Source organism: Streptomyces javensis (assembly GCF_039525925.1).
In the GTDB taxonomy this organism is placed as follows: Bacteria; Actinomycetota; Actinomycetes; order Streptomycetales; family Streptomycetaceae; genus Streptomyces; species Streptomyces asiaticus.
Genome location: NZ_BAAAIF010000115.1, coordinates 1 through 18,236, shown reverse-complemented (window position 1 = coordinate 18,236; position 18,236 = coordinate 1). Strand labels below are relative to the sequence as shown.

The following is an 18,236-nucleotide window of genomic DNA, read 5'->3' as shown; positions in this document are numbered from 1 at the left end:
AAGCCCAGCTCCTTGAAGGCGCGCCCGGCCTCGACCGCCTCGGCCCCGCCGTGCCCCAGCACCGACGCGACCTGCGCACGCACCAACTCCAGCAGCGCGCGGTCCTGTTCGGCCCTCGGCAGGCCGCTCAGGCGCTCGCCCAGCGGGGAGGCGGAGTCGGCGTCGGTGACGACCTTGGCGGTCTCGGCGCCGGTCGCCGCGCCCGGTCCGGCCTCCGCCGCCAGCGCGGCGATCAGCGGGCTGGGCCGTACGGCGGTGAGGGTGCGGGTGAAGTTCTCCCAGTCGATGTCCGCGACCGTCACGGCGGTGTCATCGAGGTCCAGCGCCTGCCGCAGCGCGGCGACGGCCGACTCGGGCGCCATCGGCGGCATGCCCTCGCGGCGCATCCGCCGCTCCATGGCGTCGTCACCGGCCATCCCGGAGTCCGCCCACGGGCCCCAGGCGATCGAGGTGGCGGGCAGACCCTGGGCGCGCCGCCGCTCGGCCAGCGCGTCCAAATAGGCGTTGGCCGCCGCGTAGTTGGCCTGTCCGGCCGCGCCCACCGACCCGGTGATCGAGGAGAACAGCACGAACGCCGAAAGGTCCAGGTCGCGCGTCAACTCGTCCAGATGCAGCGCGGCATCGGCCTTCGCCCGGAGCACCGAGGCGAACCGCTCGGGCGTGAGCGAGTCCAGTACGCCGTCGTCCAGCACACCGGCCGCGTGGACGACGGCGGTCAGCGGGAATTCGTCCGGTATGGACGCCAGCAGCTCGGCGAGCGCGTCCCGGTCCGCCACATCACACGCGGCCACCGTCACCCGAGCACCCGAAGCCACGAGCTCATCCCGCAACTCCGCCGCGCCCGGGGCGTCGGGCCCCCGGCGGCTGGTGAGCACGACATGCTCGGCACCGTTCGCCACCAGCCAACGGGCCACATGCGCGCCCAGCGCACCCGTACCGCCCGTCACCAGCACCGAACCGGACGCCCGCCAACCCTCATCGCCCGACATCCGAGAGCCGACCGCCCGCACCAGCCGACGGCCGAAGACACCCGAACCACGCACCGCGACCTGATCCTCAACCGAGCCACCGGACCCGGCCAGCACACCCGCCAGCCGCCCCAGCGCACGCTCATCCACCGACCCCGGCAGATCGACCAGACCACCCCACCGCTCCGGCAGCTCCAACGCCGCCACCCGGCCAAGCCCCCACACCAACGCCTGCGCCGGGCTCACCACACCATCCGAACGCCCCACCGACACCGCACCCCGCGTCGCCACCCACAACGGCGCACCCACACCCACGTCACCCAACGCCTGCACCAACGCAGCCGTACGCAACAGCCCCGCCTCGCCACCGCCATCGCCATCGCCCACCGCGAGAAGCGACACCACACCCGTCACCGAAGCATCGCCCACCGCCGTACGCAGCTCATCGGCCACCCCTGCGCGGTCCGCCGCGTTCGACTCGACCACGCGCACATCCACACCACGCCCGGCCAGCATCCGCACCACACCCGTGGCCCAAGCACCCTCAGCAGCGTCCGCAGGGACGACCACCAGCCAGCAACCACCCAACACCCCGGCCGCCAACCGCTCCGACACCGGCTGCCACGACACCCGGTAACGCCAACCATCCACCGCCGAACGCACCGACTCCTGCCGCCGCCACGACGACAACGCGGGCAACACCTCACCCAGCGAAACCCCCGGATCCACCGCGAGCTCCGCCGCCAGCGCGGCCACATCCCCACGCTCCACCACATCCCAGAACCGCCCGTCGACGACACCGCCCGGCGCGACCCCCGCCCCCGCCGTTCCGGCCGGGGCCGGGGCGTTGAGCCAGTACTGCTGGCGCTGGAAGGCGTAGGTGGGCAGGTCGATCGTGCGGGCGCCGGTGGCGGCGTACGGGGCGGCCCAGTCGGCCTTCTTGCCCCGGACGTACGCCAGCGCGACAGCGGCCGTCAGGGTCTCCGCCTCGGGGCGCCCGCCGCGCAGCGCGGCGGCGTACGCGGTGCCGTCGGCGTCGGGCAGACAGTCCTGGGCCATGGCGGTGAGCACGGCGTCGGGGCCGAGCTCCAGGAAGGTGGTGGCGCCCTTGTCGGCGAGGGTGTGCACACCGTCGAGGAAGCGGACGGCCTCGCGGACATGGCGCACCCAGTACTCGGGCGAGCACAGCTCATCGGCGGTGGCGACCCGCCCGGTGACGGTGGAGACCACGGGGATGCGCGGCGGCGCGTACTCCAGCACCTGGGCGACCCGCCGGAACTCGGCGAGCATGCCGTCCATCAGCGGGGAGTGGAACGCGTGGCTCACGGTGAGCCGCTTGGTCTTCCGACCCCGCGCCTCAAAACCAGAAGCGATCTCCAGCGCGTCCGCCTCGGCGCCGGAGACGACGACGGACTGGGGGCCGTTGATCGCGGCGATGCCGATCCGGTCCTCGCGCCCGGCGAGCAGCGGCAGCACCTCGTCCTCCGACGCCTGCACCGCGACCATCGCGCCACCGGCCGGAAGTTCCTGCATCAGCCGGCCACGGGCGGCGACCAGCGCGGCGGCGTCCTCCAGGGACAGCACCCCCGCCACATGGGCGGCGGCGAGCTCGCCGATGGAGTGTCCGGCGAGCAGTTCGGGGCGCAGTCCCCAGGACTCGAGGAGGCGGTAGAGCGCGACCTCGATGGCGAACAGGGCGGGCTGGGTGTAGTCGGTGCGGTCCAGGAGGGCGGCCTCGGGGCTGCCCTCCTCGGCGAAGAGCACGTCGAGGAGCGGGAGTTCGAGCTGCTCCTCGAGGTACCAGCAGGCGTCGTCGAGGGCTTCGGCGAAGACGGGGTAGGCGGCGTGGAGCTCGCGGCCCATGCCGAGGCACTGGCTGCCCTGTCCGGTGAACAGCAGGGCGAGCTTTCCGGCGGCGGGGGCGCCGCGCACGACGGACGGCCCGTCGCCGCCGTCGGCGAGGGTGCGCAGGGCCGAGCGGAAGCCGTCGCGGTCGGCGGCGAGCAGCACGGCGCGCTGTTCGAAGGTGGCGCGGGTGGTGGCCAGGGAGTGGCCGACGTCGGTGAGGGCGAGGTCGGGGTCGGCCTCCAGCAGCGCGTACAGCCGCTCGGCCTGGCCCTGGAGGGCGTCGGTGGTCTTCGCGGAGAGGGCCCAGGGCAGCAGGGCGGGTTCCGCGGAACCCTGGCCCTCGGGCTCCCCGGGCTCCCCGGGCTCGTTCGGCTCCGCGTCCTCGACCGGCGGCTGCTCGATGATGGCGTGCGCGTTGGTGCCGCTCATGCCGAACGACGAGACGCCCGCGCGGCGCGGGCGGTCGCTCTCCGGCCAGGGCCGCGCCTCGGTCAGCAGCTCGATGTCGCCGGCGGTCCAGTCGACGTGCGGGGTGGGCTCGTCCACGTGCAGGGTCCGCGGCAGCACCCCGTGCCGCATCGCCATGACCATCTTGATGATGCCGCCGACACCGGCCGCGGACTGGGTGTGGCCGATGTTGGACTTGAGCGAGCCGAGCCACAGCGGGCGGTCCGCCTCGCGGTCCCTGCCGTAGGTGGCGAGCAGCGCCTGGGCCTCGATGGGGTCGCCGAGCGTCGTACCGGTGCCGTGGGCCTCGACGGTGTCCACCTCGCCGGCCGTGAGTCCGGCGTTGGCGAGGGCCTGGCGGATGACGCGCTGCTGGGCGGGGCCGCTGGGGGCGGTGAGGCCGTTGCTGGCGCCGTCCTGGTTGATGGCGGTGCCACGGACGACGGCGAGGACCCGGTGGCCGTGGCGACGGGCCTCCGAGAGCCGCTCGACGAGCAGCATGCCGACGCCCTCGCCCCAGGCGGTGCCGTCGGCCGCGGCGGCGAACGGCTTGCAGCGGCCGTCGGGGGCGAGGCCGCGCTGGCGGCTGAAGGCGATGAACGAGCCGGGATTGGCCATGACGGCCGCGCCGCCGGCGAGCGCCATGGTGCACTCGCCCGCGCGCAGCGCCTGGACCGCCAGGTGGAGCGCCACCAGGGAGGAGGAGCAGGCGGTGTCGACGGTGACGGTGGGGCCTTCGAAGCCGAAGGTGTAGGCGATCCGGCCGGAGGCGACGCTGGCGGCGTTGCCGGTGACCAGATAGCCCTCGATCCCCTGCTCGGCCTCGTGCAGCCGGGGGCCGTAGTCCTGGGTCTCGGCGCCGACGAACACACCGGTCCGGCCGCCCCGGAGGGTCGCGGGGTCGATACCGGCGCGTTCGAAGACCTCCCAGGAGGTCTCCAGCAGCAGCCGCTGCTGCGGATCCATCGCGAGGGCCTCGCGCGGGGAGATTCCGAAGAACGCCGGGTCGAACTCATCGGCGTCGTGCAGGAATCCGCCTTCGCGGGTATAGCTGCTGCCCGGCCGGTCCGGGTCGGGGTCGTAAAGTCCGGCGAGATCCCAGCCCCGGCTCACCGGGAATTCGGAGATGACGTCTTTTCCACCCGCGACGATTTCCCACAGTTCTTCGGGGGAGCCGACCTCGCCGGGGAACCGGCAGCTCATTCCGACAATGGCGATGGGATCGTCGGCGGCCGCCGGGCCCATTACGGCGTCGGCCGGGGAAGCGTCGGAATCGTCGTCCGCACCGAGCAGTTCGGCCCGTACATGGCGGGCGAGGTCGGCGGGGGTCGGGTGGTCGAAGGCGAGGGTGACCGGCAGCCGCAGTCCGGTGGCGGCGGTCAGCCGGGCGTGCAGATCGACCGTGGCGAGGGAGTCGAAGCCCAGGTCGAGGAAGGGACGCTCGGGGTCGAGAAGGTCCGGTGCCTTGTCCTTGAGGGCCTGTTCGACGATCTCGCCGACCCAGTCGGTGAGGGCCTCGGCGCGCTCGGCCTCGGGGAGCGCGGCGAGCCGGTCACGCCACGGGGACGCCCCTTCGGGGCTCGTGCCCCCCTTTTCGGTGTGCTCGGGCGTGAAATCCACGGACTCACTCACCATCGCGCGCCCCATTACCCTCGCAGACATAACACCAAGACCGTACGTCAGCTTTACACAGGGCAGGGCGACCAGAAACCCCTTCAAACCCCCTATGGACCCCTATCATCCCTTTGGGGTCCCGTATCCGAGGGGCAACGCGCAATGGCCACCGTTAATTCACCAGAGTGCATGAGAATTCCGGTGGCGACAAGGATCTCGAGCAAATAATGCGCCCAGTATTCAGTTTTCCAGCGGTGGCGGGGGTTCAGAGGTGGAGGGGCGGCCTTTCGGTCCGCCCCTCCACCTCTCGGGGGATCGCCAGTTGGTCTCGGGGTGGTCAGCCGCGGTCGGGGGCTCTCTCGATGAACGGGGCCAGCAGCCCCGGTACCGCGGTCTCGGCGAGGGCGATTCCCTGGCCTTCGGTCAGGTCGTGCACGTGGTAGACGCCTTCGCCCGCGGCGGTGGTGGCGCCGAGGGTGATCAGCCCGGCCCGGCGCTGGAAGGGCGTCCGGGAGAACTTCCAGCCGATGATCCCGTCGCGCTGGAGGGCGACGGTGCGGCGGGCGAACGCGCCGGAGCAGGCGGCCAGATAGCGGTCGCGCAGCCCGTGGCCGAGGCTGTGGTAGGCGCTGAAGGCGAACGCCACCAGGACCGGCACCAGCACCACACCGGTGATCACGCCGGTGATGACGAGCCACCGGCCCAGCCACAGACCCAGACCTACGGGTACGGCCGCGATCAGGACCGACCACATGAGGGCGCGGTTGATCCGGCGCCGCAGGGCCGCCTTGGGGTGCGGGAGCAGACCCTTGCGCTCGATCAGCCCGGGGCCGGTCGGCAGCGCCCGCGCGGCGACCCGCATGGCCTCGTCGCGCGGGGTGGGCGGGGTCAGTCCGCGGCGCCTGCGGTTGTCCTCCTGGTTGCCCAGACCGCTGGCGACGGCGTTGAGCTTGGCGCCCTTGGCCCAGCGCAGCGGGACGGGCTCGACGAGTTCGAGGCCGCGCAGATGGCGCTCCTCGATGCTCACGGAGCGGGTGGCCAGCAGGCCGCGGCGGATGCGGAGGATTCCGCCGTCCTCGCGGCGCAGTTCGTAACCGGCCCAGTTCTCGATGTAGGTCGCGGTGGAGCCGATCATGCCGAGGACGACGATGACGACGGCGGCCAGCAGGACTCCGTACCAGAGCGGAATGGTGCCGAAGCGGTCCTCGAGGTCCTTGACGACGCCGAGGTCCAGCGGGTTCACCTGGAGCTCGCTCAGGGTGCGGTACGTACTGGCGGCGGCGATGAAGACACCGCCCACGCCCCATACGGTCAGCGGGCCGTAGCGCAGCCAGGACCAGTCCAGCCGGCTGAGCACACCGTCGCTGTCGGCCACCGGCCGGGCCCGGCCCGCGTCGCGCAGCGCGATGATCTGGCGGCGCAGCTCCACGGCCTCGGCCTTGGTGATGCCGTCGAGGGCGAGCCTGCGCGCCGCGGCGTCGCTCTGGTCCCCGCTGTCGATGCGCAGCGTGGTGAGGCCGAAGACGCGGTGGACCGGGTTGGAGGTGATGTCGACACCGCGGATGCGGCCGATCGGGACCGAGCGCTCACTGCGGAAGAGCAGCCCGGTGTGGAGTTCGAAGCGGTCCTCGGTGAGCCGGTAGCGGGTGGTGAACAGCCGCATCAGCCCGATGCCGCTGATGACCAGGAAGGTCACGAACAGCGAGCCGAGGGTGATGATGACCTGGAGGTTGGTGTCGCCTCCGGTGACCGCGAGGCTGGCCAGGAACATGGCCACCGGCGCGGCGAGGATGGAGAGGTTGACCAGGAGCAGCCGCCCGTTGAGCCGTCCCCAGTCGCGGCCGGCCGCGTGGGGGGTCGGCCGCACGGTGGTCTCGGAGCTCATGTGGCGTCTCCCGGCACGGCCTGGGTGGACTTGGCCAGGTACTCCACCAGGTCACCGGCGAGCTTGTGGTCGATGCCCTTGATCTTCACCGCGCCCGCGGCGGAGGCGGTGGTCACGGTGACGCCGGAGAGCCCGAACAGCTGCTGGATCGGGCCGCGCAGGGTGTCCACCGTCTGCACCCGGGACAGCGGCACGACCCGCCACTGCTGCCAGAGCCAGCCGGAGGCCGCGTAGACCGCCTCGTTGGTGGCCTCCCAGCGGTGCACCCGGTACCGCCAGGCCGGCATGACGGCCATGTAGAGCAGCCCGGGGACCAGCGAGATCAGCGTGGCCCACATGAAGAACTCACGCGTGGGGGGAATGGAGGCCCACAGGATCCCGAAGACGAGCGGCAAGGGCAGGGCGAAGAGTGCGGACTGGAGCGTCCACCAGCCGATCGCTCGGCGGTCGACCCGGTGCCGAGGCGGTCGGAGCCTCAGGTTGTCATGGCGTTCCACTGCTTCACCCTGCTCTTGCGTCTGACGGGTACCGGGGCGGGGCCCGGCGGGGGTTGGTGGACTATGAAACCAGGCGGCTCAGACCGACGCACCGGTGACGGTCTGCTGCGGCAGCTGACCGCTTCCGGTGTTCTGGCCCTTGAGCTTGCGCATCTTGGCCAGCAGTACGGCGGTTCGGGTCAGCACCATGGCCAGCGACATGAAGACGAAGGCGTTGGCGTAGGTGTCCTGGCCGCTGATCTTGTAGTCGATGGAGAACTTGACCAGGTCCATGGTGAACCAGTGCTCGGCGCCGTAGGCGAAGAGGATGCGTCCGCCGGAGAGGACGATCCACACCAGGGCGTAGCCGATGCCACCGATGGTGTAGAGCTCACCGGACGTGGCGTCCTTGTAGGCGGGCAGCAGCACTCCGGCGATCAGACCGCAGATGACACCGGTGCCGACGCCCACGAGCTGGAGGGAGATGTCGTTGCCCTTGGTCGGGAAGGACTCGACGAAGATCGCGATGACCACGGCCACGGCGATGACCGAGCGCACCATCCGCATCGTGGTGATGCGGCGGCGGCCGATGTCGGTCGCCAGGATGATGATCAGGATCGTGCCACTGGCGATCAGTGCGGACATGAACTGGCTCATCTGTGGCATATGCGACGTTCTCCAAGCCGAACGGGGATGTGCGTTCGGTGTGACGGTTCTCCGCCCCACCTAAATCAACGCTAGAAGCGGGCGCGCCACCGCGAGACGACTGAACGGTGGGTTCTGGCTGTCAACCGTCCGGTGGACACGGTGGACACGCGTGGTAGTACTGAGCCGTGCGCAATCACTCTCCGGGGGACGGCTCGCAGACCGGGGCGTACTACGGTCCCGAGTCCGGCACCCGCTGGTTCGGCCTCTGGGACGGCTTCTTCGCCGTCTCCTATCTCGTTACCGCGGTCCTGCTCTTCCTCTCCGGCGGCTCGCAGGTCAACCACTCCATCCCGATCGCCGCGCTGACCCTCATCGTGCCCTGGTACGCGGCGGTCGGCCGGACGCTGATGATCGAGGACACCTACGGCCCCCGGAACCTGGTCTTCGCGGCGGGTCTGGTGGCGCTGTTCTGTCTCACCACGGCGTTCAACCTGGTCGGCGCGTTCGCGCTGTTCGCGGTCATCCCGATGCTGATCATGAGCCTGCCGATGGCCTCGGCGGTGGTGCTGGCCACGGCGGCCAATCTCTGTCCCGTGCTGGTGGTGGCGTTCACCGGTGAGGACCTGGGGCTGAGCGTCCTGGGTGTGCTGCCCATCTCGCTGCTGAGCATCGCGCTGTCGGTGCTGCTGGGGATGTGGATCAAGCGGGTGGTGCGGCAGAGCAAGGAGCGCGGACTGCTCATCGAGGAGTTGCGGCACAGCCGGGAGCGGGTGGCCCGGCTCTCCCACGAGGCCGGTATCTCGGCCGAGCGCGAACGGCTGGCCCGCGAGATCCACGACACCCTGGCGCAGGGCCTGACCAGCATCATCAGTCTGGTGCAGGCGGCCGAGTCGGAGGTGCGCGAGGCCCCCGACCAGGCGGTGAACCATCTGTCGCTGGCCGGCCGGGTGGCCAAGGAGTCGCTCGCCGAGGCCCGTGACTTCGTGGCCGCCCTCACCCCGCCCGCGCTGCGCGGCGGTTCGCTCTCCCAGGCGGTGCGGCGGCAGGCGGAGGGGCTGATCGCCGAGACCGGCCTGGAGGTGCGGTGTTCGGTGATGGGCGACGAGAAGTCACTGCCGATGGCGGTGAGCGTGGTGCTGCTGCGTACGGTGCAGGAGGCCATCGCCAATGTGCGCAAGCACGCCAAGCGGGCCCGTACGGTCGATGTGATCGTGGTCTTCGACGAGGGTGGCGTCCGGCTGCTGGTCCGCGACGACGGCGAGGGGTTCACCCCGGACGGCACCCAGGAAGGCTACGGGCTGCGCGGGATGCAGGCTCGGGTGGCGGAGATCGACGGCGTCGCGTCCGTCACCAGCAGCCCCGGACGGGGCACCACCGTGGAGGTGAGCGTGCCGATGACGGCGCCGGTCGGGGAGGAGTCGCGTGTCTGAGGGTACGCCGGGCGGGTCGAGTCCGATCAGGGTCCTGCTGGCCGACGACCATCCCGTGGTGCGGGAGGGGCTGAGCGCCATGCTGGAGTCCGCCGACGGGATCACGGTGGTCGGGCAGGCCGGTTCCGGTGAGGAGGCGGTGGTCCAGGCAGTCGCGCTGCGGCCGGACATCACCCTGCTGGACCTGCGCATGGGCGGGATGGACGGGGTCGAGGCCACCGGGCGCATCCTGCGCCAGGTGCCGGGCTGCAAGGTGGTCATCGTGACCACGTACGAGGACGACTCGGACATCCTGCGCGCGGTGGAGGCGGGCGCCGCGGGCTATCTGCTGAAGGGCAGTTCACGCCAGGAGCTGATCGACGCGGTCCAGACCGCGGCGCGTGGCGAGACCGTGCTCACCCCGTCCCTCGCGGGCAAGCTCTTCCGCACCCGGGCGCCCGAGCCGTCCCCGCTCTCCGGACGTGAGCGCGAGGTGCTGCGGCTGGTCGGCCGGGGGCTGACCAACGCCGAGATCGGCGCCGAGCTGTTCGTCAGCGAGGCCACGATCAAGACGCATCTGCTGCGTTCGTACCGGAAGCTCGGTGTGTCCGACCGCACGGCCGCGGTGATGAAGGCCATGGAACACGGCCTGTTGAATTAGCGGGACCGCTACACCGTCCCGGTGAGGCTGCTGTCGGAGAGCTTCGCGGGGAGGTCGCGGCGGCGCTTGACGTTCAGCTTGCGGTAGATGCGGGTCAGGTGCTGCTCCACCGTGCTCACGGTGACGAACAGCTTGGACGCGATCTCCCGGTTGGTGTTGCCGTGCGCGGCCAGCACCGCGATCCGCACCTCCGCCTCGGTCAGCGCCTCCACATCGCGCTGTGTCTCGGTCGTCCCCTGGCCCGGCTGGGCGGCGGCCGCGGCGAGCTCTCCGGGGTCCGCGTGCCGGGGCATCAGCTCACGGCAGAGCGGATCGGCGCCGCACGTCTTGGCCACGTGCCATGCCTTGCGGACGAGCACCCGGCCCCGGTTGAAGTCGCCCAGCGAGCGGTAGGCGCGGCCGAGTTCGCCGAGGGCGACGGCCAGCTGGATGCGGTCGTCGCCGCCCTCCAGGATCTCCACGGCCTCCTTGAGCCGGGGCACCCGGCGCTTGAGCTCGTCGGTGCGGGCGAGCACGACCAGCAGGGCGCCGCGCAGCCGGGCGTCCTCCGGGCCCAGCCGCAGCTGCTCCTCGGCCAGGGCGCGGGCGCGCCCCGGGTCGCCGAGGGCCAGCCAGGTCTCGGCGGCGTCCAGCCGCCAGGGGGTCAGCAGGGGGATGTCCATCCGCCAGGCGCCCATCAGCTCACCGGCGGCCGTGAAGTCGCCGAGCGCGGCGTGGTAGCGGCCGGTGGCCAGGTGGCAGCGGCCCCTGGCGCGCAGGTAGAACAGCCCGGGGAGGGTCTGGAAGAGCTCCTCGGGCAGGGGCTGTTCGAGCAGCGCCATGGCCTCGTCGTAGTGGCCCATCCCGGTCTCGGCCTGGATCAGGGTGGACAGCGGCAGCCCCAGCCCCACGCCCCAGCCCTGGACCGAGATCCGTGACATCGCGGTGCGCGCCTGGTGCGCGGCGACCTGGAGGTCGCCTTGGCGCAGCGCGATTTCGGCCCGTACGGCGGACAGCAGCGCCTGCCAGGTGGGGACGCGGCGGGAGGAGCATTCGCCCTGTAGCCGCTCGCACCAGGACAGCGCGAGGTCGAGCCGACCGGCCAGGACGAGTGCCATCAGCGCGACGGCCAGCGGCTGGAGGGTGCTGTCGCTCAGGTGGTAGCGCTGCAACACCCGCTCGGCCTCGATGACGGCCCGGTCGGCCTGGCCCTCGGTGAGCACGGCGGACATGGTGGCGGCGGCGTGGGCGTGGGCCAGGTCGGCCATGTCGCGCGGGGCCCCGGCGGTGGCCCCGGTGGTGCCGGTCCCGACGGTGGGGAGGCGGTCGCGCAGCGGCGGGCTGAGCATGGTCAGCCACTGGGCGGAGGCGGAGACGGCGGCGGTCATCGCGGGGTCGTCGCCGGTGGCGGCCGACTGGGCCAGCGCGGAGACGGCGCCGGCCGCCGCGTCCAGCCGTCCCGACCAGGCGAGGTAGGAGGTGATCGGGGCGACGTCGCGTGGGGCGAGCCGGCCCCGTCCGGCGTCCTCGGTGAGCTCCGGCAGATGGCTCTCGGCGGCGGCCGGGCCGATCCGCCACGCGATGCTGACCAGCCGGGCCTTGAGCGCGGTGCGCTCGGGACCGGGCGCGCAGGCGTGGTGGGCGCGTTCGAGGCAGCGGAGCGCGAACTCCAACTCCTCCTCGACCAGGGCGAATTCGGCAGCCTCGCGCAGCACGGGGACGGCCCAGGCTTCCGCGTCCTGCCGGGCGGAGACCAGCTGGCGGGCCACGTCGAGCGCGGAGGCGCCGTCGGCGTGCAGCAGCCGGGCGGCGCGGGCGTGCAGTGCGCCGCGGGCGGTGGCGGGGGTCGCGTCGAGCACCGCGGTACGGGCCACCTCGTCGCGGAAGGCGTTGTGCTCCAGGATGGCGCACTGGTGCAGGTCCTGGACGCCCTGCTGGACCGCGTTGGCGCTGAGGTCCAGGAGCTGGCCGAGCAGCCGCGGGGAGCGGGCGTCGCCGAGGACGGCGACCCCGCGGGCGATCTCCAGCGCCTCGGGCTCACCGCGGTGCAGACAGCCGAGGACGGCGTGGGCGAACGCCTCGCCGGGCGCCGGGCGCTGCTGGGCCTCGCCGTGCTCGCCGACGGTCCGCCAGTCCTCCAGCAGGGCGCGCAGCAGCATCGGGTTGCCACCCGAGATCCGGTGGCATTCGGGGGCGAGGCGGGCGGCGACGGTGGCGGACAGGGTGCCGGAGAGCGCCTCGGCGACGCCCGACTCGGTGAGCATGTGCAGCCGCATGCGCACACAGTTGGGCTGGCGGAGCAGTTCGGCGTGGAAGGTGAACTGCTCCTGACGAAGCCGGGGGGATTCGGTGAGGACGATGAGAACCTTCGCCTGGCGCACCCGCCGGGCCAGGTGGAGCAGGAATTGCAGGGACTGGTCGTCGCCGCAGTGCACATCGTCGACAAGGACGACAAGTGTGCGATCGTCGACCATTCGCAGCAGCGCCGAGGAAATCTGGGACATCACGTGCATGCGTCCCGCGGCGGTGGATTCCAGCGCGTTTCCGTCAAGCAGCGCGATCACTTCGGATCGCACATCGGCGGGCATCGCACCGTTATCGAAAATCTTTCGGACAATTCCGAAGGGAAGGTCCCGCTCGGCCCGCGAACCGGTCGCTTCCAGGAGCAACGCACCGCTTTCGATGGCCTGTTCGGCAAAGGTGTTCAGCAGTGTGGTCTTGCCACTGGCCACCGCACCGCTGACAAGAGCCAGCCGACCCCGGCCCTGCGTCGCGCCGCGCAGCATTTCACGCAGCGCGGAGAGGTGGTTCTCCCATTCGAAGAGGTTCGCAGGCAAAGAATTCATCCCCCGATGAAGCCAGCTGATGCCCCCAACGGACCGCCGGGGGCATCGAGCATGACGAGTGGTGTTTTCCAGTGCGTCGGGCAGGTTCTTGAGGCGGTCGGGTCAGGGTCTCGGCCCCGAAAGCGCCTCCGCGACGAGACTCATAATCGGCCCTTGATGCCCGGCCAAGAAGAAGTGACCACCCGGGAACACCCGGATGTCGAACGTGCCGGTGGTGTGCGACCGCCAGGCCTCCGCCTCCTCGAGGCTGGTCCTGGGGTCGTTGTCGCCGGTCAGCACGGTGATCGGCGAGCGGACGGCGGCGCCCGGCACCGAGCGGTAGGTCTCGATCGCCTTGTAGTCACCGCGAATCGCCGGCATCGCCATGCGCAGGATCTCCTCATTTCCGAGGACGCGGGAATCGGTGCCGCTCAGCAGCTTCATCTCGCGTACGACGCCGTCGTCATCGCGCCGGTGCACATTCTCGTCGCGGTAACGGGACGGCGCCCGGCGGCCCGAGGCGAAGAGGGCGAGCGCGGAGAACTCCGGGTCGGCCTCCTCCAGCCGGCGGGTCACCTCGAACGCGAGAACGGCGCCCATGCTGTGCCCGAAGAAGACGACCGGGAGATCGAGCCAGGGCTTCAACTCCGCGGCGATGGCGTCGGCGTACTCGTCGATGTTCTCGATCAGCGGGTCCTGACGCCGGTCCTGACGCCCCGGATACTGCACGCACAGGACATCGGCGGACGAGGAAAGCGTTTGGGACATCGGGAAGAAGAACGACGCCGAACCCCCGGCGTGGGGCAGACAGACCAGACGGGCGCGACTCTCGGGCATCGGATGGAATCGTCGTATCCAGACGCTGTCTTCTCGCTGTGCACCCATGCGTAGGGAAAGTCTTTCACTCGTCAAGCAAAATGTGGGGGACAGACGGCAGAGCGTACCGGGCACGCGCCCGAGGACGCGTCGGCAAGCACCGCCCCTTCATGATTAACACGCCCAATGATGTAGGGGGCACCCCTAGTCTAGGGGGATTCTTCTTGACTGGGGTCACGGGGCGTGCGTGACTGCCGTGCACCCTTGTTGAGCGCCTCCGCCAGATCGTCGAGGGCGTCCACGAGTTGCTCCGCGTCGCGCAGCGCCACTCCCGGACGGTCCCCCGCCTTCTGCCGCCACCGCTCCAACGACCGGTGCACCGCCTCCCAGTTCAGCGGCCGCCGCTCCCGTACCGCCTCGACCGCCTTCGGCATCGCCTGCCGCAGTGCCGCCGCGAAGTCCCCGGCCCCCTCGGACGGCGCCGCGTCGCGCTCCGGCAGATGCGCCTCCAGCAGCATGATGACTCGTCCCATCGTCGACAGCGCCGTCTGCGCGGCCCGCGCCGCGGGCCGCGACAGCCCGCGGTGGCGCACCGGTTCCCGGTGCGCCTGGGTCTCGCTCTGCTCCCAGGCCGCCCGCGCCGCGCGGGCGTCCAGCAGGGCGTCCCGCACCTGGCGGGGGCGGCGCTCGGCGGGGCGGGCGTAGGCGTCGAAGACGGCTGTGGCGAAGGCGCCGTTGGCGGCCAGCCAGTCCGCGAGCCGGTCCCGCAGCCGCGGTGTCTCCCAGGCGGGGAAGACCGCGTACGCGACCATCGCCAGCACCCCGCCCAGCAGCGTCAGCGCCACCCGCGCCTGCACGGTCTGATGCCATGCCTCACCCGCGATGCTGAGCAGGAAGACCACGTACGCGCTCACGCACGCGGAGGTCACGATGAAGCCGGTGCGCAGCAGCAGGTACATCGCCAGGACGCACACCAGGGCCAGCCCGGCGCTCAGGTAAGGGCCGGGCTGGACCAGTGCCACCACCCCACCGCCGACCAGCACGCCCGCCAGAGTGCCCAGGAAGCGGGCGACACCGCGGGAGTAGGTCTGGGCGAAGTCCGGCCGCAGGACCATCGTGGAGGTCAGCGGCGCCCAGTAGGAGTGGCCCAGCGGCAGCGTCGTGCTCAGCAGATAGCCGCTGACGCTGACCGCGCACAGCCGCACCGCGTGCCGCAGCACCGGCGAGGACCAGCGGGCCTCGCGGCGGACGGCGCGCAGCGCCATGGCGGCGGTGCCCCCGAAACCGGGGCGGGGCAGGAAGCGGTGCACCGTCCGGCCCTCGGCGGACACCTCCTCCACCGGTTCGTCGGACGCCTCCACCACGTCCGCCACCAGCGAGAAGAGCCGCAGCGCGGCGCGGCGGGCGGCGCCGGACAGCTTGGGCCCGTCCTCCGGCATCCGCAGGACGGCCATGGCCTCGGAGGGCACCCGCACCGGTGTGCCGTGGCGGATGGCGTGGGCCACCGCGTCCAGCACGGTGCCGGTGGCAGCCAGCAGTTCCCGCACCCGGTCGCGCTCGGGCCCCTCCTCGGGGGCGCCGACCACCGGGTCGGCCAGTGAGGCGAGCACCGGGCGGATCCGCTCGGCCAGCAGCCGGTAGCCGCTCAGCTGGCGGGGTCGCCGCCGGGCCTGACGGGGTGTCACGCCGGCGGCGCTGCGCGCGTCCATCAGCGGCGTGGGGTCGAAGGGTGCCACCGGCTCGACGCGCAGCCTGCGTGCGTAGTCCGCCACGGCGGCGAGCGCGTCGGCGAGGGCGTCGCGCTGCACGCCCCACGGCCGCACCGGGAAGAGCACGATCAGCGCGGCCTGCACCACGCCGCCGAGCCCGACCAGCAGGGCGTGCCCCAGGGCGCCCGTGACCGAGGTCGGGAGGGTGACCGTGATCAGCATGACGGCCACCATCTGGGTGGAGACCAGTCCGGAGACCGGGCCGACCGCCCACGACATGCCCGTCATCAGCGTCCACACGGCGAGCATGAGGACGAAGGTGAGGGTGTGGGCGGCGGCCAGATAGCCGAGGAAGGTGCTCACCGCGAGACCGCTCGCGGCGGCCAGCGCCAGCCAGGGGCGGGGGCGCCAGCTGCGCTGGAAGGTGGCGATCCCCGCGGAGAAGGCGCCGAAGGCCGCCGAGACGGCGAGCGTCGGCGAGCCCAGCCACAGCGCCACCCCGATGACGAGCGCGACCCCGCAGGCGCCGCGGACCGCGACCATGGGTTCGGTCCTGGTGCGCTCGATCGCGAGCCCCGTCCGGGCGGTCTCCTTCAACGCGTGCGACCAGGTCATACGGCGAGACTACGGGGTGGCCCCGGGAGAACTGAACCAGCCGTTCCGGTCCGGGCCTCCCGGGAGCGGCCCCTTGCCGGGATCAGTCGCCGGGCGCGCAGTCCACCTGGAGGAGCTGGATCGGCCGGCTGGCGTCGAGGTCCACATAGGCGGTGAAGGTCCGGGTCGTCGGCGCCTCGCCCCAATGGGTGGTGATGGTCGCCCAGCCGACCCGCGCGGACTGGGCCGTGGTCACCTCGCCGACCTCGATGTCCCGCGGCTGGTTCTGCGCGCACAGCAGCAGGTCGTAGTCCGGCGTCTGGGCGGCCTCCTCCTTGAGCTGGTCAGAGACCAGGTGCTCCCGCTCCCAGGGGCGCGGGCCGTGGTTTCCGTAGAAGCCCTCAAGGAAGTGGTGGATCTCCTCGGCGGTGTAGCGGCCGTTCGGGTCGGTCCGCTCGGTGGCCGAAGCGGGCGACCCGGCGGCCAGGGCCAATCCGAGGCCGAGCGCGGCCACACAGCCGCCGGCCACCGCGGCGCGGGAGCGAAGCGCACGAATGGAACGAAGCATGGAAAATCCCCCTGTGTATGGTCTTGCGCTGATGGTTCGCCCCTTAGCCGGGCGAGCACACAAGAAGACCCTTCAGCCCCTCGAATGGTTGCTCAACTGTCCCTGGGACATGAGAACTTCCCCCTCGGCCCCCAGGTCGCTATCCGTCCCGCCGGGTTCTGGGTGAACGCGCCGCAGTACAGCACCGGCTCCGAGCCCCGGTCGGTGTGGTGCAGGATCACCACCGGCTTGTCCCGGGGCACCGAGCGGCCCCGCCCGACGTCCAGATAGCCGCTGGCGCCCTGCTTCCGGATGCCGTTGTCGAGGCCGATCTGCACATTGGAGCGCTCCACGTTGTCCGTACTGCGGAAGGCCCGGTTGGCGGCCTCGGCCATCAGCTGCATCGCGTCGTACGCCAGGGCGGCCCGTCCGTCGTCGCGCCACAGGTCATGGGCGCCGAAGTCCCGCGCGTAGTCGGCGTTGAACTTCTTGGCGATGTCGCTCAGCCGCGGATGGCCCGCGGGCAGCACATGGACGGTGTGGTACAGCCGCAGCCAGGGCCGGTCCGCGTACTCACCGGCGAGGGCGGCGGTGGTGAGGTCGTTGCCGCCGAGGACCGTGAGCTTCCTGCCCTCGCACGCCGTGTTGTCCCCGAAGTCGTCGAGGAACGCGCTGAACTGGAGGGCGCGGGAGGCCCAGTAGACGACCGTACGGGGGTTGGCGGTGATCCGCTCGCACACCGCGTCGGCCAGCTCGCCGATGCTCTCCTTACGGGCGGCACCGTCCTTCGGCGGCGGCTCCTGGGCGAGCCCGCCGCCCCGGCCGCCCGGGGTGTACTCCAGAGTGAACGGCCGGGCGCCGAACCGCTCGGCGAACAGCGTCCCTATCTCGTCGCTGTACAGATCCCGGGGGTCCTTGACGACCACGGCGGCGCGGGCCGGGGAGCAGCTTCCGGTGCCGTCGTCCATGATGTTGCCCCGGTGGGCGAAGTCGGCCTCGACCGCGGCCTCGCGGCTGTTGGTGGGCGCCACCCTGCGGTAGTACCCGTCCACCTGCATCAGATCCGCCGTGGCCGTGGTGCCCACGACGGGGATCCGCGCGGCGCCCAGGATGCGCACGGCCTCCTGGGTCTGCCTCAGGCTCTTGGAGAAGCCCACCACGCCGATGATCCCGGAGCCCTTCTCACGGGCGTCCTCCGCGACCTGGCGTGCGATGCGCGGCGCGCCCGCGAAGTTCTCCCCCGCGTTACGGCTGTCGACGCGCAGCCACACCTTCTGGGAGTCGTTGCCCGCCTCGTCGTTCAGCGCGCGCTGGGCCAGGGCGATACCGCGCAGCTCGGGCACGGCCGCGTTGTACCGCTGCCCCTCCTGGTCGGCGGCCACATCGGAGCCGATGTGCACCACCGTACGGGCGGTGCCGCCGTGGCCCCCCACCTCGCGGTCCACCCGTGCGTTCTCCTCGCGGATCAGCCGCCGGGCGTCCTCGTACTGCTTCCGCGGCGAGTCCGCGCTCAGCTCGGGGCGGCCCGCGACCACCTCGCTGGACGCCCCGCCCAGACAGCCGCGGTCCGGCTCGTCCGTGATCCGGTCCACCAGCCACACACCCGGCGCGCTCAGCAGGGCCGCCACCACGGTCCCGGTCAGGGCCAGCTCGGCGGCCGGCCCGAGCCGGAAGGCGCGCGGCGATACGGGGTCCAGGTCCAGCGCCTCCGACTCCGGCACGGGCCCGGGCAGCGCGGCCCGCAGCCGCCGGGGCGCCCGCGACGGCATCCCGCTCGCACCGCGCAGCCGGGCGGCGGCCCGGTCGATGG

Annotated in this window: 11 protein-coding genes; 2 read left to right on the top strand and 9 right to left on the bottom strand. The window is 71.9% G+C overall.

Annotated features, from left to right (window positions below; translation table 11 throughout):
- The 4 genes from ABD329_RS45340 to ABD329_RS45325 form a co-directional block, all read right to left on the bottom strand.
- A partial coding sequence (locus ABD329_RS45340) for a type I polyketide synthase (protein WP_344318013.1) occupies window positions 1–4,895 on the bottom strand: 4,895 nt, incomplete at its 3' end.
- Window positions 4,896–5,214: 319 nt separating this feature from the next.
- Window positions 5,215–6,762, bottom strand: a complete 1,548-nt coding sequence (locus ABD329_RS45335) for a PH domain-containing protein (protein WP_198276955.1) — start codon at window positions 6,760–6,762, stop codon at window positions 5,215–5,217.
- Window positions 6,759–7,259 (bottom strand): PH domain-containing protein, encoded by a 501-nt coding sequence (locus ABD329_RS45330; RefSeq protein ID WP_086881339.1) that lies wholly within the window; start codon window positions 7,257–7,259, stop codon window positions 6,759–6,761. Before ABD329_RS45330 ends, ABD329_RS45335 begins: the two co-directional genes overlap by 4 nt.
- Window positions 7,260–7,337: 78 nt before the next feature.
- Complete coding sequence (locus ABD329_RS45325; protein WP_233361805.1) at window positions 7,338–7,883, bottom strand: hypothetical protein; 546 nt, start codon at window positions 7,881–7,883, stop codon at window positions 7,338–7,340.
- Window positions 7,884–8,071: 188 nt separating this feature from the next.
- On the opposite strand from ABD329_RS45325, the gene ABD329_RS45320 reads away from it, so the two are divergent.
- Both ABD329_RS45320 and ABD329_RS45315 read left to right on the top strand, forming a co-directional pair.
- Window positions 8,072–9,316 carry a sensor histidine kinase gene (locus tag ABD329_RS45320; RefSeq protein ID WP_198276956.1) on the top strand — a complete coding sequence of 415 codons (1,245 nt, stop codon included), beginning with the start codon at window positions 8,072–8,074 and terminating at the stop codon, window positions 9,314–9,316.
- Window positions 9,309–9,956 (top strand): response regulator transcription factor, encoded by a 648-nt coding sequence (locus ABD329_RS45315; RefSeq protein WP_198276957.1) that lies wholly within the window; start codon window positions 9,309–9,311, stop codon window positions 9,954–9,956. The genes ABD329_RS45320 and ABD329_RS45315 overlap by 8 nt, the downstream gene beginning before the upstream one ends.
- An 8-nt stretch (window positions 9,957–9,964) precedes the next feature.
- On the opposite strand, the gene ABD329_RS45310 is transcribed toward ABD329_RS45315, so the two are convergent.
- From ABD329_RS45310 to ABD329_RS45290, 5 genes are all read right to left on the bottom strand, one after another.
- Entirely contained in the window at window positions 9,965–12,781 is a 2,817-nt protein-coding gene (locus ABD329_RS45310) for a helix-turn-helix transcriptional regulator (protein WP_198276958.1), read from the bottom strand.
- A 102-nt stretch (window positions 12,782–12,883) separates the two neighbouring features.
- Window positions 12,884–13,645 carry a thioesterase II family protein gene (locus tag ABD329_RS45305; protein ID WP_198276959.1) on the bottom strand — a complete coding sequence of 254 codons (762 nt, stop codon included), beginning with the start codon at window positions 13,643–13,645 and terminating at the stop codon, window positions 12,884–12,886.
- A gap of 140 nt (window positions 13,646–13,785) precedes the next feature.
- Window positions 13,786–15,900 carry an FUSC family protein gene (locus tag ABD329_RS45300; protein WP_198276960.1) on the bottom strand — a complete coding sequence of 705 codons (2,115 nt, stop codon included), beginning with the start codon at window positions 15,898–15,900 and terminating at the stop codon, window positions 13,786–13,788.
- An 82-nt stretch (window positions 15,901–15,982) separates the two neighbouring features.
- Window positions 15,983–16,447 carry a hypothetical protein gene (locus tag ABD329_RS45295; protein WP_198276961.1) on the bottom strand — a complete coding sequence of 155 codons (465 nt, stop codon included), beginning with the start codon at window positions 16,445–16,447 and terminating at the stop codon, window positions 15,983–15,985.
- 92 nt (window positions 16,448–16,539) lie between these two features.
- Window positions 16,540–18,236, bottom strand: a 1,697-nt coding sequence (locus tag ABD329_RS45290) for a type 1 periplasmic-binding domain-containing protein (RefSeq protein ID WP_486388712.1), incomplete at its 5' end; no start/stop codon positions are given.

Excerpts from the sequence above, each read along its gene's own strand:
- ABD329_RS45335 (WP_198276955.1), bottom strand. The coding sequence starts at position 6,762 with ATGAGCTCCGAGACCACCGTGCGGCCGACCCCCCACGCGGCCGGCCGC.
- ABD329_RS45295 (WP_198276961.1), bottom strand. The coding sequence starts at position 16,447 with ATGCTTCGTTCCATTCGTGCGCTTCGCTCCCGCGCCGCGGTGGCCGGC.
- ABD329_RS45305 (WP_198276959.1), bottom strand. The coding sequence starts at position 13,645 with ATGGGTGCACAGCGAGAAGACAGCGTCTGGATACGACGATTCCATCCG.
- ABD329_RS45300 (WP_198276960.1), bottom strand. The coding sequence starts at position 15,900 with ATGACCTGGTCGCACGCGTTGAAGGAGACCGCCCGGACGGGGCTCGCG.
- ABD329_RS45310 (WP_198276958.1), bottom strand. The coding sequence starts at position 12,781 with ATGAATTCTTTGCCTGCGAACCTCTTCGAATGGGAGAACCACCTCTCC.
- ABD329_RS45325 (WP_233361805.1), bottom strand. The coding sequence starts at position 7,883 with ATGTCCGCACTGATCGCCAGTGGCACGATCCTGATCATCATCCTGGCG.